Origin of the sequence: Streptomyces sp. WM6378 (genome assembly GCF_001279695.1) — a bacterium.
Classification (GTDB): Bacteria; Actinomycetota; Actinomycetes; order Streptomycetales; family Streptomycetaceae; genus Streptomyces.
On the sequence record NZ_LGDD01000290.1, the window covers coordinates 85,053 to 101,073 of the forward strand.

13 protein-coding genes and 1 pseudogene (1 of these 14 running past the window's edge) are annotated in these 16,021 nt (G+C 70.7%); 5 read left to right on the forward strand and 9 right to left on the reverse strand.

All coding sequences use genetic code 11. The annotated features are described in order from the left end of the window. The 4 genes and pseudogenes from ADK54_RS22560 to ADK54_RS22575 all read right to left on the reverse strand — a co-directional run. Window positions 1–88: pseudogene (locus ADK54_RS22560) on the reverse strand (AfsR/SARP family transcriptional regulator) (it extends 744 nt beyond the left edge of the window). 311 nt (window positions 89–399) lie between these two features. Continuing rightward, on the reverse strand, window positions 400–1,026 hold the full coding sequence (locus ADK54_RS22565) for a ScbR family autoregulator-binding transcription factor (protein ID WP_053727494.1): 627 nt from the start codon (window positions 1,024–1,026) through the stop codon (window positions 400–402). A 319-nt stretch (window positions 1,027–1,345) separates the two neighbouring features. Next, complete coding sequence (locus ADK54_RS22570) at window positions 1,346–2,575, reverse strand: cytochrome P450 family protein (RefSeq protein WP_053727495.1); 1,230 nt, start codon at window positions 2,573–2,575, stop codon at window positions 1,346–1,348. Window positions 2,576–2,668: 93 nt separating this feature from the next. Then, window positions 2,669–3,355, reverse strand: a complete 687-nt coding sequence (locus tag ADK54_RS22575; RefSeq protein ID WP_053727496.1) for a ScbR family autoregulator-binding transcription factor — start codon at window positions 3,353–3,355, stop codon at window positions 2,669–2,671. A 404-nt stretch (window positions 3,356–3,759) separates the two neighbouring features. Between ADK54_RS22575 and ADK54_RS22580 the strand changes: the two genes are divergently transcribed. From ADK54_RS22580 to ADK54_RS22600, 5 genes are all read left to right on the forward strand, one after another. Beyond that, complete coding sequence (locus ADK54_RS22580; protein ID WP_063802035.1) at window positions 3,760–5,676, forward strand: acyl-CoA dehydrogenase; 1,917 nt, start codon at window positions 3,760–3,762, stop codon at window positions 5,674–5,676. Between the two features lie 184 nt (window positions 5,677–5,860). Continuing rightward, on the forward strand, window positions 5,861–6,553 hold the full coding sequence (locus ADK54_RS22585) for a TetR/AcrR family transcriptional regulator (protein ID WP_053727497.1): 693 nt from the start codon (window positions 5,861–5,863) through the stop codon (window positions 6,551–6,553). A gap of 711 nt (window positions 6,554–7,264) precedes the next feature. Continuing rightward, window positions 7,265–8,389 carry a bifunctional DNA primase/polymerase gene (locus tag ADK54_RS22590; RefSeq protein ID WP_078966546.1) on the forward strand — a complete coding sequence of 375 codons (1,125 nt, stop codon included), beginning with the start codon at window positions 7,265–7,267 and terminating at the stop codon, window positions 8,387–8,389. Next, window positions 8,386–9,900 carry a DNA primase family protein gene (locus tag ADK54_RS22595; RefSeq protein WP_078966547.1) on the forward strand — a complete coding sequence of 505 codons (1,515 nt, stop codon included), beginning with the start codon at window positions 8,386–8,388 and terminating at the stop codon, window positions 9,898–9,900. The genes ADK54_RS22590 and ADK54_RS22595 overlap by 4 nt, the downstream gene beginning before the upstream one ends. Then, window positions 9,897–10,301: a DUF6009 family protein gene (locus ADK54_RS22600; RefSeq protein ID WP_053727498.1), complete on the forward strand. Its 405-nt coding sequence runs from the start codon at window positions 9,897–9,899 to the stop codon at window positions 10,299–10,301. Before ADK54_RS22595 ends, ADK54_RS22600 begins: the two co-directional genes overlap by 4 nt. 362 nt (window positions 10,302–10,663) lie before the next feature. Here the strand turns inward: ADK54_RS22600 and ADK54_RS22605 are convergent, their stop codons facing one another. From ADK54_RS22605 to ADK54_RS22625, 5 genes are all read right to left on the reverse strand, one after another. Continuing rightward, entirely contained in the window at window positions 10,664–11,395 is a 732-nt protein-coding gene (locus tag ADK54_RS22605) for a TetR/AcrR family transcriptional regulator (RefSeq protein ID WP_053727499.1), read from the reverse strand. A 139-nt stretch (window positions 11,396–11,534) separates the two neighbouring features. Continuing rightward, entirely contained in the window at window positions 11,535–12,092 is a 558-nt protein-coding gene (gene tpg, locus ADK54_RS22610) for a telomere-protecting terminal protein Tpg (RefSeq protein WP_053727500.1), read from the reverse strand. A gap of 9 nt (window positions 12,093–12,101) precedes the next feature. Continuing rightward, window positions 12,102–14,318 (reverse strand): telomere-associated protein Tap, encoded by a 2,217-nt coding sequence (gene tap / locus ADK54_RS22615; protein ID WP_053727501.1) that lies wholly within the window; start codon window positions 14,316–14,318, stop codon window positions 12,102–12,104. Window positions 14,319–14,416: 98 nt separating this feature from the next. Then, window positions 14,417–15,133, reverse strand: coding sequence for an RDD family protein (locus ADK54_RS22620; protein WP_053727502.1), 717 nt, complete (start codon window positions 15,131–15,133; stop codon window positions 14,417–14,419). Between the two features lie 167 nt (window positions 15,134–15,300). Continuing rightward, entirely contained in the window at window positions 15,301–15,969 is a 669-nt protein-coding gene (locus ADK54_RS22625; RefSeq protein ID WP_053727503.1) for a DUF4097 family beta strand repeat-containing protein, read from the reverse strand. Window positions 15,970–16,021 lie beyond the last annotated feature (52 nt).

The following is a 16,021-nucleotide window of genomic DNA, read 5'->3' on the forward strand; positions in this document are numbered from 1 at the left end:
CCAACACCTTCCGAGGCTTCGGCGCCGACGGCATCACACCCACACCATTCACCCTCACACCCAACGGACCCAGAACATCGATATCCACGCCGTATCCCCCTGATCGTGTGTGGCCAGTTTCAAGCGCCCACCCAGTAAAAAACCAGCAGTCCGGTTTGTCAATACCAGACCGCAACCGCTGTTTATGCATGCCCGCCACCACCCCTTGAGTGCGCCTGAAGCCGGCGGAGACCGGGCCGGCGGGCCGCGACCTCAAGCAGTCGGCGGCACCGCGAACAGGAAGTGCCCCGCCGGACCATGTCCGGCGGGGCACTCGACACCCGCCGTGGCGGGCCGGTCCTGTGAACTTGCACGGGCAACGTCGGGGCAGCCTCAGGGGGCGGCGTCCCGGCAAGTGGCCTACGCCCAGGGCACCCCCGCCCCCGATCCGGACGCCACCAGGGCGTCGAGGCGGGAAGGCTCCACGAGCCGCGGAAGAATCAGCTGCCAGAACCGAGTGAGCGGGGCATGCGAGAGCCACCATTCGTCCTGTCGGCCCAGGGTCTCAAGGCCCGCCGTGACCGCCACCACGGCCGTCGCGGCATCCTGCGCCGAGTTCTCCGGCGCCAGGGCGCCCTCCCTGTCCGCCCGGGCCAGGGAATCCTCCACCCACCCCTGCCACTTGCCGCGCAGCCCCGCGCCGACGCGTACGTGCTCAAGACTGTCGCTCAGGCCGAACCCGGCGCGCAGGACGACATCGCGGTCGAGGGCCTGGACGAGGGCGTGCGTGACGTCGATCAGCGTCTGCAGGGCGCCGTCGGCCCGTTGCTGGGTGATGCCCTCCAGCCGCTGCGCGGCCGCCTGCCCGACCGCGTCGGCCAGGGCCGCCTTGCTCGTGAAGTGGAAGTGCAGCGCGCCGCTGCTCACCCCCGCCCGGGCGCTGATGGTGGACAGCGAGGCCAACTCGTAGCCTTCGCGGTCGAACAGCGCGGCAGCGGATTCGATCAGGGCGGTGCGCGTACGTACCGCGCGATCCTGTTTGGCCATCAGAGGGCTCCGGTGGTGCAGAGGGACGGGCATCGGGTGTGAACTTCGCCGGTGAAACCGTCTGAGCGCGCTCTCTCATTGGGGACGTCTTTGTCATCATTTGAGCACACACAGTGGCCGCCCTGGCCGTCTCATCGGGCGCCCCCGCGTAAGGCAACAGTAACAAACCGCATGGGCGGTTTCCAGTAAGAGGCAAAGAGTCTCGACCACCGCTTGAGCATGGGGTGCCATGAGGCCGCGTCCAAAGCGAAGAGCTCCGCCGCCCAAGGGGGCTGCGGAGCTCTGTGCGGCCGACTGCCGGGCCGCGCGGGAAGGGAGGTCAGCCGGCGGGCCGAAGTACCACGGGCAGCGATCCGTAGCCGTTGACTATGAAGGACGGCATCGGGTCGATGCTCTCCAGCGGTGCGGCCAGGGTGAGGTCCGGGTACCGCTCGAAGAGCCCCTCCAGGGCAACGGTGGTCTCCAGGCGGGCCATCGGAGCCCCAAGGCATCGGTGCACGCCGTGTCCGAAGGCGAGGTCCTCGCCACGGCGCCGCAGCACGTCGAACTCCTTCAGGTCTTCCCCGTGTTGCTCGGGATCCTCGACGGCGGCGGCGAAGGAGATGACGATCGCGTCCCCCTTCTTGATCGTCACACCGTCCAGGTCGATGTCCTCCACCGCGAACCGCAGCGGCGAGAACGCCGTGGGGCTGTGCGTGCGCAGGGTCTCGTTCATCACGTCCGACCAGTCGGCACGGCCCGCGCGCACGTGCGCCAGCTGCTCCGGGCGGACGCACAGCGCGCCGACGGCGTTGGTGATGACGGCGGACGTGGTCTCCTGGCCGGCAGCAATCATCAGGTAGAGGGTGCCCAGGAGTTCGTCCTCGGTCAGCGCGTCGCCGTTGTCCCGGGCCTCGATCAGTGCGGACGTCAGGTCGTCGCCCGGCCGGACCCGCTTGTCCGCCACCAGTTCGCCCAGCATGGCAAAGGCCCTGACCTGCGCGGCGGCCATCTCCTCGGCCGACACCACGGTGTCGAAGACGACCTCCAGGGTGGAGCACAGCGGCTGCCTGAGTTCCTCCGCGACGCCGAAGAGCTCACAGATGACCTGCATCGGCAGCAGCTTCGCGAACGACTCGCGCAGGTCGATCGTCTCGCCCGCCGGCACGTCCGCCAGAGTGTCCAGAAGCTTGGCCGTGGCCTCCTCGACCCGGCCACGGAGCGCCTCCGTGCGGCGCACCGTGAACGCCCCCGAGACCAGCCGACGCAGCCGCGCGTGGCTCTCCCCGTAGGAGAACAGCATGTTCTCGTTCGCCACCCAGGGGTAGAGCGGCCACTCCTGCGTTATCCGCCCCTCGATGAAGGCGGGCCAGTGCCTGCGGGCGTCCTTGGACACCCGCGGGTCCAGGAGCAGTTGCTTGGCATAGCGGTGCCGCGTGACGGCCCACGCCGCCACTCCCCCGGGGAGCAGCACCTCGACGGCCGGCCCCTGCCCGCGCAGTGTCGCGGCCTCACCAGCGAGATCGCTTCCCGTGACATCCAGCGCATAAGGGCAGACAGCTTGCTTCATTCGTGTCTCCGCTCGGTGAGTCCTGCGTCTTCACGTTCCAAAACCCTGCGCGCAGAGAGCACGGCCCCCCGGCGTACTGCTGAAACGACCGGCTCAGCCGGCCAGTTCGAGCTCCGCGTCCTGTCGTTCCCGCATCGCCGTCTCGTAGATCTGCTGTCCTCGGCTCGCCGAGAAGTCCAGCCGGACGAGGACGGCGGGCACGGCGATGGACGGCATCACGAGCCGGTACAGGTCGACCACCCGGTCCGCCATGTCCGCCCGGTCGGTCATGATCCTCGACAGCACCTGGATGCCGGTGAAGGAACCGACCATGAACTTCGCCACGCGGGGCACGTCCGTGTCCGGGAGGATCTCGCCGTTCGCCTTGGCCGCCTCGAAGAGGTCCGTGGTGTGGTCGATCCAGGCGGCCATCGGCACCCGTCGGTCCAGGCCGTCCTTGGGCGATCCCTGGTCCACGGTGAGGCGGATGCTCCCCTGGATGATCGGATCGCCGAAGTCCCGCCCGAGCAGGTGCGTCAGGAGCAGTGATTCGTCCAGGGACTGCTGCAGCTTCAACTCCCGCTCCGGAACGACGGGCATGGCGATGACCTGTTCCGCCAGAACGGCCTGGGCCAGCTCGTCCTTCGAGGTGAAGTGGAAGTAGAGCGCTCCCTTGGTCATGCCGGACTTCTTCAGGATGTCGGCGATCGTCGCCGCCTCAAATCCGACCTCGTCGAACACCTCTGCCGCCGAGACGAGAATCTTCTGCCGCGTACGGATGGCTCGTTCCTGCTGCGCCATAACCCACCTCCATGCCAGCCCCCGACGGACAAGAAATAAACCAAAGGGTTCGTATTCTAGCATCGAGGGCCCTGCACGACGAGTAGGTACCGAAGGGCCCCATACCGCCTCTAGAGTCCCGTTTTCGCCTGCGACCCAAGGAACCTTCCGAAGAATAAAACCAGATTGCTGGTTTTTCAAGCCATCCCAGAGGCGCCCCACCGCAGGATCTGGCGCCCGCGATTGCCCAACATCGGCGCATCATGTCCGGAATGCGTCACTCCGGTATGGTTCAAAGCTGCTCCTGAACCACTTGAGCAACACCCGCCTGTTCCCCGAAAGGGGTTGTAAACAAAACCGGTTGGTACGTATCTTCATGGCTGAGATTCCCACTTACCGGGTCCCTCATCAACGGGGAGAGGTCCATGACCTTGCTGACGTTCCAGAACGACACCTTTATCGGGGCAGAGGTGGAGGGGGCCGTTGGTAGCAACGGTCCGCGCAGCCGTTTCGCGTTCGGGCCCTCGACCATGGCGGCCGGTGAACTCGCGCATCTGCTCTTCGACAGGCAGGACCGGGACCGGATCCACGAGACCTGGCGCGGCCTCGTCAGTGGCCGAAACTTCACCTACCGAGCCGGGCTGTCGCCGGACGAGCGAGCCGCCCTCTCCTACGACCGGCTGCGTCTGGTCAACGAGGCCGTCGGCAACGCCGCGGAGCTGGCCGACGACCCCTACCGGCTGGCCAGCCTGCACGAGTGGACCGGGCCCGTGGACGGTGGTCTGTGCACGGTGGCCAGCATCCACTACAACCTCTTCCTCGGCAGCCTCCTCGATCACGACACCGACGGCCGTGACCTCTCCGCCTTCACCTCGATGCAGCGCACAGGAACGTTTCTGTGCACAGAGCTCGAACACGGCAACGACGTGGCCTCGATGGAGACGACGGCGGTGCTCGACCGCACGACCAACGGATTCGTCCTGGACACCCCGACCCCGGGCGCCCGGAAGTTCATGCCGAACACCAGCACCATCGGCGGCCCCAAGAGCGCCGTGGTGGCGGCCCGGCTGGTGATCGACGGCCGGGACCACGGGGTCTTCCTCTTCCTGACCCCGCTGAGCGACGAGAACGGCCACCTGCCCGGCGTGCAGGTCCACCGGCTGCCGCAGCGCACCGGCACCCCGGTCGACCACAGCCTCACCTCGTTCGACCACGTGTGGCTGCCTCGCGAGGCCCTGCTGGAAGCCGCACACGGCCGGCTGGACTCCAAGGGAGAGCTGAGCAGCAACCTCGGCAACCGCCGCAAACGCCTGCTCCGTTCCATCAGCCGCATCACCATGGGGAAGCTCTGCATGAGCGCCGGCACCCTTGGCATGTCCCGCACCGCGCTCGCCATCGCGGTGCGCTACGCCCACAACCGGTTCATCGCCGGGACCAAGCCCGGCGAGCGGGTGGCGCTGGTCGCCCACCGCAGTCACCACGGCCGCCTGCTCGACAAGCTCGCGACGGCGTACGCCATGACCTTCCTGCACCGGACCACGGTGGCCCGCTGGGCCGCGCACACCGAAGGGGACCGGGCCGAGGTCGAGCGTCTGGTGGCCATCGCCAAGGGCTGGATCACCTGGCAGGCCCGGGGCATCACGATCGAGTGCCGGGAGCGGTGCGGAGCGCAGGGGCTCTTCCCCGCCAACGGCCTGGCCGACCTCCCCCTGAACATCGAGGGCGGGATCACCGCCGAGGGCGACAACCTCGTGATCTGGGTCAAGGCCGCCGCCGAGATGGTGCTCGGCCACGAGGTCGACCGCCGCGACCCCATTGAACTCCCGGCCGGTGAACGGGATCTGACGGATCTTCACTTCCTGCGCGGCCTGCTCGCCGAGGTGGAGGCCCTGTGGCAGGACCGGGCCCGTACCGCCCTGCGGGAGGGTCCGTCCGGCGACCCGCTGTCCCGATGGAACGAAACCTCCCCCGCCGCCCTGGAGATGGTCTCCGTTCACGCCCGGCTCCAGGCCGCCGACGCCTTCATCTCCGCCACCGCCCAGGCCATGGATCCGTCGGCCCGCTTCCTGCTGGGGAACCTGTGCCTGCTCTTCCTCCTCGGGCAGATCAACGAGCACACCGGAGACCTGCTCGCCGACGGCCACATGACCGCCGACCAGGTGCGTGAGCTGCCGAGGACCGTCAACGCCGTCATCTCCGAGCTCGCCCCGCACATGATGACCCTCGTCGACGCGTTCGACATCCCGGCCGAGATGCTGACCTCCGTGCCCATCGCGAACGGCGCCTACATCGACCAGTGCCTCGACGCCTCGGCCACCGGCCCGGCCCCGCTCCCCGTGTGACCACCGCCGCCACATATAAGACCGGGCCAGCGGTTTATTCTGGAGGGGCAAGGTGGGCTCCGTGACCGCCCCCGGCCGGACGGTGTCACGTCGATACTGGGCGGGTACGCCAGGACGGAACTTCCGGATCACGGGGACGCGTCGCGATCCCCTCATCCACCGGCAATCCCATCTCGGAGTGAGCATGACCAAACAGCAGGGCCGGGCGGCGCGGACGCGGGCTGTCCTCGTGGAGGCCGCGGCCTCGCACTTCGACCGCGAGGGGTACGAGGGAACGTCCCTGGCCAGGGTGTGCGGGACCGCGGGCATTTCGCTGGGCGCCCTCACCTTCCATTTCCCCACCAAGGCCGAACTGGCCGACGCGGTGATGGACGAGGGCCGCGCGCTGACGCAGGCGGCGCTCCTTGAGGTCTCGGCCCGGCCGGGCACGGCGCTGGGCAAGGTCGTCGAGCTGACGCTGGAGCTCACCCGTCTGCTGGAGGTGGAGACGCCCGTCCGCTGCGCGGTGCGGCTGGCGAGGGAGCGGCCGGGCACCGGTGGCTGGTCGGACATCTGGCTCCCGGTCGTGAAGCAACTGCTCGACCAGGCGTACAGCAACGGGCAGTTGAGGGGCGGGGCCCGGCCCGCGGAGGTCACGATGCTGGTCGAGTACCTGACGGCGGGAGCGGAGGCGTTCCTGCGCGGCCGCCCGGGCCCGGCGGCGGCCTCCGGGAGCGGCGTCGCCCAGCTGGAGAGCGTCTGGCGGCTCGCGCTGTCGGGCGTGGGCGTCCCCGAGGAGGCAGGGCGCCTCCCTCGCACCAAAGGAGCGGATCCAAAGCCCTTTGTACGGACGGTTGGTGAGGATTCGTCAGGTGTTGACACCGCCGCCCGCTCCTGAGGACCGGGCTCGTTGCGGCCCTCGTCCGCCGTCGCTCGGCCCGGCCGGCCGCCGGTACTTGTGGTCCGTGCCACGAGAACCCACCAGTCACTCGACAAACAGACCGGTTACCCTTTATTTTGCTTCGGACGGTGTGCTGCGGGTGATCGACAGCCACGAGGGAGCGGGCGCCCAACACCTCACCGCCAGGCTCTGCGTGCCGGCAGGCCGCGGAGAACACTTCGCACGCCCGGGGGAAAAGGCATGCACATCGCCAAGGGACGACGTCCACTCACGTCACCACAGGGTTCGCCGGGCGCCACGGCCCCCGGAGGGACGTGCCTCGGCCACGGCCGGCGAACGCGTCCCTGACCGGCCGGCGATCGGACCCGGTGGCCGCACGGCAGTCGCCGCCTCCACCCCGCTCCGGTCCGCCGCATCGCCCGTCGGTTTCCTCTCCCCACCCGCGCGCACGCGGCATTGCCCCTGCCCTCGGCCGTAGCCGGATCGGCTGCCGGAAGGCACCATCGGGCCGATGCCGCCGCCCCCACCCTTGACGACACCAAGGGCCGCGCTCGGTCGCTTCGGTCGCTCGCCCGGTGCTCCCCACACCGGCCGACACCCCCCCACTACTGAGTTCTCCGACTGCGGGACCGATCGAATACGTTTCCGCTAGCCTGCGCGGAGCACGTTTCGAACTTGAGTCGCTTCAGTCGCCGAAAGGATCCATCAATGTCCCTTGACCTGGGGATATCTGGCAGCGACTCAACTCGGCACGCACCGGTCGGCGCCGAGGGCCAGAGACCGGGGACCCCGCTGGACACCGCCTTGTGGTGCGCCGAACAGGGCTGGCCGGTGCACCCGTTGGCCCCGGGCCGCAAGACGCCTGCCGCCAACTGCGGCCATTGCCGGGACCAGCCGCACAGCGCCCAGGGATGCCCCTGCATCGCCGCCGGTCGCTGGTGCCACGGCTTTCACGCCGCCACGACCGACCCGCACCGGATCCGGGCCTGGTGGGCGGAGCAGCCCCGCTTCGGGGTGGGCGTGGCCTGCGGCCCGGCGAACCTCGTCGTCATCGACGTCGACGCGCACCCGGCGCCCCTGCCGGACCCCGACCGGCTCCTGCCGGGCATCCACATCCCCGCCTCCGTGTCACTGGGCGGCCTGCGGCACGGTTTTCACAGCCTGGCCCTGCTGGCGGCGCTGCGTGGCCAGCAGGATCCGAGCCAGGACGACACCACCTTGCGGGTGCGCACCCCGTCCGGGGGCCTGCACCTGTGGTACGCGGCGCGGCCCGGGCACCTGTGGCGGTGCTCGACCGGCTCCAGCGCCAAGCGGGCCCTGGCCTGGCAGGTCGACGTCCGGGCGCACGGCGGCTACATCATCGCGCCCGGCACCACGACGGCGCTCGGCACCTACACCGCCTGTCGGCCCGTCAGGCGCCCCGCGCCGCTGCCCGGCTGGCTCGCGGCGGAGCTCGAACGCACCGGCCACCGCCCGGCATTAACGGTTCCCCCGACGCCGACGCCCGTACCCTCACGGGCCCGTGCCGCCGTCATGGCGGCGCGCGGCGGACGTGACGCCGCGGGGCGGACCCTGGCCACCGTCCTGATGGCGGTCGCGGAATGCGCGGCCGTTCCCGAGGGCGCCGGCTTCAGCGAGAAACTCAACCGCGCCGCGTTCACCGCGGGCGGTCTGGTGGGGGCCGGCCGCATGGACCTAGCCGACGCGGAGTCCGCTCTGATGGCCGCCGCCGCGCAGGCCCGCCCAGGCCAGGAAGGCCGCAGCCTGCAGATCATCCGCAGCGGAATGAACGCGGGCAGCCGACGGCCGCTCGATCCGGGGGTCCGTACATGAACGGCGCATCGTCCGCCAAGGAAGGGCTGTTCGACCCGGTCGAAGTCGCCCGGCAGATCATGCTCCGCTCCCCCGCCGACCAGGTGCCCGCCCAGGCCCCGCCCGAGACGGCGCGGGATCAGGCCACGGAGGACGGCCTGCTCCCTGACAGCCTCAGCGACCGGGGCAACGCGAAGCTGTTCGTGTCCCTGTACGGGCGGGACTTCCGGCACGTGCCGGGCCTCGGCTGGTACCGGTGGTCCGGCTTCCGCTGGGAGATCGACGAGGACGACAACGTGCTGTGGGCGGCCGGCGAGATGGCAGAGACGCTCGCGGAGACCGACGCCCGCGCCCGTTACAGCGACTCCGCGTTGCGTCGGCATCGCCGTCGGGCCCTGTCCACGTCGGGCATGAAGGCCATGCTGATGCAGGCGAAGGCGGCTCCGGGCATGGTCCTCAACGCCTCGCTGCTCGACGCCGATCCCTACGCCCTGTGCACCCCGGACGGCGTCATCGACCTCTCCACCGGCGTCCTCACCCCGCCCGATCCCGAGAAGCACTACCACTCGCGCGCCACGAGCGTGGCCTCCCGGGCCATGCCCACACCGCGCTGGCAGCAGTTCCTGACCGACACCTTCGGCGACGACGCCGACGGCCGCCAGATGATCGACTTCCTGCACGAACTGCTCGGCTACTCCATCACCGGCGACGTCGGCGCGCAGATCATGCCGTTCCTCTACGGGCAGGGCAAGAACGGCAAGAGCGTCCTGCTCGACGTGATGGTCAAGCTCCTCGGCGACTACGCGGACGCCGCCCCGCCCGGGTTCCTGATGGCCCGCCCCTTCGAGGGGCATCCCACGGACCTCGCCGAGCTGCACGGCCGGCGCATCATCGTGTGCTCCGAGCTGAAGCCCGGCGACCGGTTCGACGAGGCCCGCGTCAAGCTGCTCACCGGCGGCGACCGCATCAAGGCCCGCCGGATGCGCCAGGACTTCTTCGGTTTCAACCCGACCCACAAGCTGTGGCTGCTCGGCAACCACCGGCCCGAAGTGGGCACCGGAGGGTACGCGTTCTGGCGCCGGATGAAGCTCATCCCCTTCGAGCGGGTCGTGGCCGACGACCGCAAAGTGGACAACCTCGCCGACGTCCTGGTCACCGAGGAGGGCCCCGGCATCCTCAACTGGCTGGTCACCGGGGCCCGTCGCTACCTCACCGGGTCCCGCGACCTCACGGGCCCGCAGCAGGTCCGCGTCGCCACCACCGCCTACGCCGAGACCGAGGACCACACCGGGCGCTTCCTTGGCGAGTGCTGCACGCTGGGACCCGCCCTGCGCGCCGAGCAGGCCCAGCTGTACAACAGCTACAAGAACTGGTGCCAGCTGGAAGGGGCCAACCCCGCCTCCTCCCGGTCCTTCGCCGCCCGGGTGCGGGAGACCGTCGGCATCGCCACCCCCAAGGACATGGTTCTGTCGAACCAGCGGAAGTTCTATCCCGGCATCGGACTCAACGCTGAAGTGGGAGCGACCTCATGAGCGCCCTGATCGAGCCCGCGCAGCTCGCCCATGAGAGCGGCCTCGTGTGGCTGGAGGACATCACCGGCCTGGACTACGTGCGCCAGAGCCTCGACCGGCTGCCCACCCGGCGGGGCAAGCCCGCCTACCACCGCGACGGCCGCATGGTCGGCTACGCGGTGCTCGGCCCCGACGCGCGTTCCTCGCGCGCGAGCGGAACCTTCCTGCGCCGCGTGTTCTGGCTCGCGCCGCACGACCGCGACGGCCGGCCCGGCGGGCTGTACGCGTCCGGCGCGCCTTCGGAGGCCGTCGACCCCCGCACCATCGCCCCGAGGATCAAGGGCTACAAGACCCAGCGCTCCGAGGGCGGCCCGGAGTCCGAGGCGATGCGCGAGCTCGGCATCATCCTGCCGAAGGCCTGAGCGCCAGAGCAGCGACTGAAGGCGCACAGCCACTCAGCGACTGAGGCGACCGAGCCGGTCTCAGAACAAAATCCCAGGTCAGCGCGGGTGCTGATGACGTCTCAGCGACCGAAGCGACCGAAGTTCCCATCTATGAGGACATTCCCGGGTGCGCGTGCGTGCGCGTGTGCGCGTCATAGATAGGGGGCTTGAGTCGCTTCAGTCGCTGATCTGCTCATGGAAGCTCTGTGACCTGGGATTTTCTCGGTGGGCCGAAGCAGCGACCCAAAGAATTTGAGTCGCTCCGCGTTCAGTCGCTGCGCGGGCGGCGGGCCGACGGGCGCTCGCGCAGCGGGGGTTGGGGTACGCCGCTGGGCCGCCTGCTAGCCGTTCGGCCGGCCCAGGCGGGCCTCCAGGCCGTCCAGGACCCGGTCGAGCGCGTAGGCGAAGTTCGCCTCGCGGATCTGCTCGGGGTTCCTGCCACGCTGGGCGGCCTGCCCCTCGCGCAGCCGCGGGTAGTCCTGTGCGGCCTGCTCGGCGGCAGGCCGCAGGCTGTCCAGCCACTCCTGCTCGTCCTTGCCGCTGCGGGCGATCATCGAGAGGTAGGCGGCCTCGCTGATCGTCATGCCGATGACGCAGGCGATGACGGTGTTCATGGCCTGGTCGCTCTCCTCCGTCGCGAAGCCCGCCGTCGCGAATACCGCGAGCATGCGCTCGGACATCCGCATCACGTTGGGCCCGAGCCGGACGAGGCCGACCTGGCCGAGCACGGAGGCGACCCAGGGATGCCGCAGGACCATCGACCGCAGGCTGTGCGCGCCGGCGCCCACGGCCTGCCGCCAGTTCGTGTCGTCCTCGGCGGCGGGCACCGTGAGCTCGCCGTAGACCTCGTCCACGACGAGTTCGATGAGCTCGTCCTTGCTGGCCACGTGCCGGTACAGCGACGTGGCCCCGGCCCCGAGGCGGGTGCCAAGGCGCCGCATGCTCAGGGCCTCCAGCCCCTCGGTGTCCAGGAGTTTCACGGCCTCGGACACGATCTGCTCGCGGCTCAACTGCTCTCGCTGGCGGTGCGGGCGGGTCCACACCGAGGAGATCGGCGTCTCGTTGCCTGCCATGGGGCGTCCTCTTTCTCCGGACCGGACGATCTGTGTCACGGCCTACCGTAGCCAACACCGTTCGCATGTTGCGCACACCGGACGCCGGGTGCCAGCCCCGCCCCCTGCGGCACGAAGCTTTTCCGCGCCGGAGCTCTGGCTAGTAGTCGAGCTCGACGTAGTCGATGTCGGTGAATTCGACCTGGAGGTCGCGGGCGCGGCGGCCGCGGTCCTTGAAGTAGATCTCCTGGAGGCCCTCGGCGGCGATGTCCCGCAGTTGCTGCTCGGTGGCGCCCGAGGACTGGGCGTCGAAGAGCCGGGCCGCGTACGCCGGTGGCAGGGACTGGGTGATGAGCCGGAGGCGGCCGTCGTCGGACGTACCGGGGGCCGCCGTGTAGCCGAACCGGGCGCGGGTCTCGATCACGATGCCGCCGGTGGACGCGGCCTGCTTGCGCGCCCGCTCACGGACCTTCGGCTGCCACCGCTTGCGCACCTCGCCCAGGAGCCGGGCCGCGAGGTCCTTGCGGGGCTGCTTCAACTGGCCCTTGAGGTAGCGCTCCACGGTGCGCTGGGAGACGCCCAGGAGCCGGGCCACCGCCTGGGTGGAGCCCTTCTCCTGCCGCACCAGGAACTTCATCTGCGCCTGGGCGGACTTGGGGACGGGCCGGGTGAACGTGTTCGCAGCGGCCCGGTCGAGGCTGTCGCCGATGATGCCCATCGAGGTGGTCTACTCTCCGTCGATCGCGGCGTCGGTGCCCTTGATGTGCCGGGCGGGGTTGTGGCCTTCGTCGAGCATCTTCACCGCCCACAGCAGTTCCTGGGTGCCTTCGTGCTTGACCATGCCGGGGCTGACCCCCAGACGGAACGTACCGGGTGCGGGCTTTCCCTCCGCCGTGCGGGGCAGGAAGTCCAGCGGGGCGGGTCCGTCGGAGAAGTACACCGCGCAGTCGGACAGCAGGGCGACGGGGAGCAGCGCCTCGTCGGCGAAGCGCAGGTGCCCCCAAGGGGCTGAGGCCTGCTGGGTGGCGAGGGCGGTCTTGACGAGTTTGCGGTGCATGTTGACGCGGGCGGTGGAGATGACGGCGGCGCGGATGTCGGGACGCCAGGTGGGGCGCTCCAGGGCGGGCCAGCGCTCCCCGGGCCGGTAGCCCGCTCCTTGCGGCCGCTCGCGCAGCTTGCCGATGCCGCCCTTGACCGTCGACTTGATCGCGGACAGCAGAGCGGCCAGGCCCGGATCGTTCTCCTTGTACGTCTCCATCGCGGCGAGGAACTGCCCCTCGTCCATGCCGGGTTCGATGCCGAGGTCGGCCATCGTCTCCTTGTACGCCTCGCTCAGCCGCTTGTACCAGGGGTCGAGGTAGGACCCGCTGTCGGGCCGCAGCCACCCTTCGAGCGGGGTGAGGCCGACGGGGAGCCCGTGTGCGGCGACGAGCTCGTGCGCGTAGGCCACGGTGGGCGTCGTGTACCAGGCCGCTCCCTGGGGCCGGGCGCCGTGCGGGGTGAAGGGGTTCGGCAGGCGCGGGTCCATCTCGATGCCGGACAGGTCGATCAGCCAGGAGCCGGGCACCGTCTTGTCGAAGGCGGGGGCGGCGACGTGGACGGCCGCCCCGAGCCCGACGACCAGCCGGTTCGCGGCGGCGAGGAAGGCGGTGTTCACGTCGATGCCGACGGCGAACGGCCGCGCGCACTCCGCGTCGGTCAGCAGCTGCGGGTCCCGGATCCAGTCGAAGGCCTCCTCGTCGAGGACTTCGTCCGGGGTGCGCTGGTGCCCGCGCGGATACAGGGCCGCGACGACGGGGTGCTCGTCCGGCGCCTCGGGGGGCGCCGGATCGACCGGCTCGGTGAGCGAACCCGGCATCGGGCCGGACACCCAGGCGTCCGAGTGGGGGTCCTTGACCGCGCGGGTCGGCGGCCGCAGGGCGGTCATCAGCTCAAGACCCGAGACGGCGGTCGAGCCGCGCGGGGTGATGACACGGGTCGCGTACGCGCCGAGCACGCGGGCGAGTTCGGCGGGCGGGAGCTGCCCGGCACTGCCCCAGGCGCGGGCGTCGAGCGCGCCCCACGGCAGGACCGCGAACTGCACGCACCGGCGCTGCCCGGACTGCGCGGGGCGGTAGACGCGGGCCCAGGGCCCGAAGCCGCGCCGGGTCAGTTTCCACTTGGCCCGGGTGATCTGCCGGACGGCGGGGTGGTCCTCCGCGAGACGCAGGCCGCGCCGGTCCTCCAGGACCGCCGGGAGCCCGAGGCGCTCGGCGGCCGCCGCCGTGAGGACGACGAGCGGGTCGGCGTCCTTGCCCGAGCGGTGCAGCCGCGCAGCGCCCAACTGCGCCTCGTTCAGGGCCCATTCGACCAGCGAGACGATGTCCTTGGCCGGGCAGTCGAGGATCAGGCCGCCGACGCAGTACGCGTTGGTGTCGCCGTCCAGGACGACGAGCGGACCGTGCGCGAAGCGCGGATCGGGCGCGGCGGGGGCCGACGCCCGGGCGGCCTCCTTCTTCGGCGCGGGACGCCGCGCCGCCGCGGCCGGGCGGACAGCCGCCGGAGGGGACGGAGGCGCGGTCACCCGGGCCGGGGCGGCGGGCGTCACGGTGGCGGGCGCTGCGGCAGGCGCCGGGGTGGCGGGTGCCGCGGTGACAGGCGCCGCCGCGGCGGCCGATTCGTCGGGCTCCGGTGTACGCGGGGGTTCGGGGTGACGGGCGGCGAGGCCGTCCAGGAGGCGGAGGTAGGCGGCGCGCTTGGGCGGTCGCGGCTCGGAGCGCCCGGCTTCCCAGGACGTCACCGACTCGCGCCGTACGTCCAGCGCACGGGCGACCTGTTCCTGGCTGAGGCCGGCCGCCTTCCGCAGGCGCCTGCGCTCGGCCGGTTCCGGCAGTCCGTCGTCGGCGGTCACCTGCTCCAGCAGGGCGTCGACGGACGCGAACAGCTCTTCCTGCTCAGGGGACACACGTACCACCTCCAGCAGCGCACCCTATGCGACTCGCACACCGAAACGCACATGAAACGCACGCGTGGCGACGGGTCCCCCGCCACGGCAGCCACCGCTCATGGCGTCCGGCTTGATTCGGGCTCGTACCGGGGCATGGGAGGCACGGCCGCGGTGAACCGCGCGGGCCGGGTGACCGGGCCGGTCGCACCGTACGCGGGCGGCCGCGCCGCGAGGACCGCCGCGACGACCGTCGTGCCCGCCACCCGGTCGGCCACCGTGCGGCCCGTGTAGACCGCCAGGGCGTTGAACCAGAAGAACGCCACGGCGCCGAGCCAGGCGAACACCGACCAGACCAGGTGCCCGGAGACCAGCAGACAGCAGGCGAAGGAGAAGCAGCCCACGTCGGCGATGGTGGTGACCAGCGCGCGGGCGGCGGCCCGCGCGGGAGTACGGGGGGTGATGCGCAGGCCGACGACCGCTTTGCCGAGGGTGCGGCCCGCGAGGGCGAGGGTGGACCAGTGGTAGAGGAAGGTGGTGCAGGCCAGGACGAAGAAGCCCTGGATCACCGCGGTGACCACCTGATGCCACAGCGCTGTGGCGACGTGCCCCGCCTTGCCGATGGCGCTGCCGTCGCCGGTGATGATCTGCCAGCCGGACAGGCCGAGTTCGGGGGCGTTGTCCCAGGCGCCGGTGATCCGGTGGACGGTGTGGACGCCGACGGCGTACGCCGCGACGAGGACCAGGGCGAAGTCGATCGACCAGGCGGCGGCTCGGCGTGCGACGGCGATGCGGTTCTGAGGGGGTAACAGGTCGGGGGCGCTGGCGTTGTCCATGGTCGTCTCCCACTGATGCGGCGAGGTCGGTGGTCACGGCCTCTCCTGGACCGGCGGGCCGGTCTCCCGTCGGCTCCAGCGACCCGACGGCCCATGGACCCGTACGCCTCTCACCGGCGAGGCGACCGTGGCCCACGGGGGCGGCTTCGACCACGTGGGGGTGTGTTTCAGAGGCTGCGGGCCGTGATGTCGCCGTAGTTGGTGGTGGCGTGGATGGTGAGGTCGGGCGCGCTGCCCTGGGTGTTGCCGAGGGCGTTGTTGATGCGGCCGTAGGTGGTGCCGGCGTCGAGGGTGGCGGAGGCTCCGCGCGCGGCGCCGACCGTGATCCCGCCGGATTCGGTGCGCAGGATGAGCGTGCCGCGTACGGCTTCGGTGACGGCGATGTCGCCCTTGGCGACGCGGATTTCGCCGCCCGCGGTCAGGCGGCCGACCGTCACGTCACTGGCGTGGACGGTCAGGCGCAGGCTCGTGGCCTCCTCGACCTCGACCACCCCGTGCGCGCCGTCGAAGGCGATGTCGCCGAGGGCACCTTCGGTCCGCAGCTCGGCGCCGCCGGACTTCGCCTCGACGCGGGAGCCGGCCGGTACGTGGAGGGTGACGTCAAGGGATCCGGAGGCGCCGAAGTACTGGTTCTTCACCGGGTTCTCGACCCGCAGGACGCCGTCCCGGTAGCCGATCGTGGTCTGTTCGGCGGCCTTCACGTCACGGCTCTTGGAGGTGTCCGCGGGCAGCACCTCGACGGTGGCGCCGGCCTGGTCGGCGGCGATGATCTGGATGCGTCCCACCGGGATGTCGAGGACGACGGCGATCGGGGCGGTGGTGTCGAACTTCTGCATGATGTTCTCCTGCGACTCGTTGTCTTCCGTGGCTTCGTCCGCCGCGTTGTTG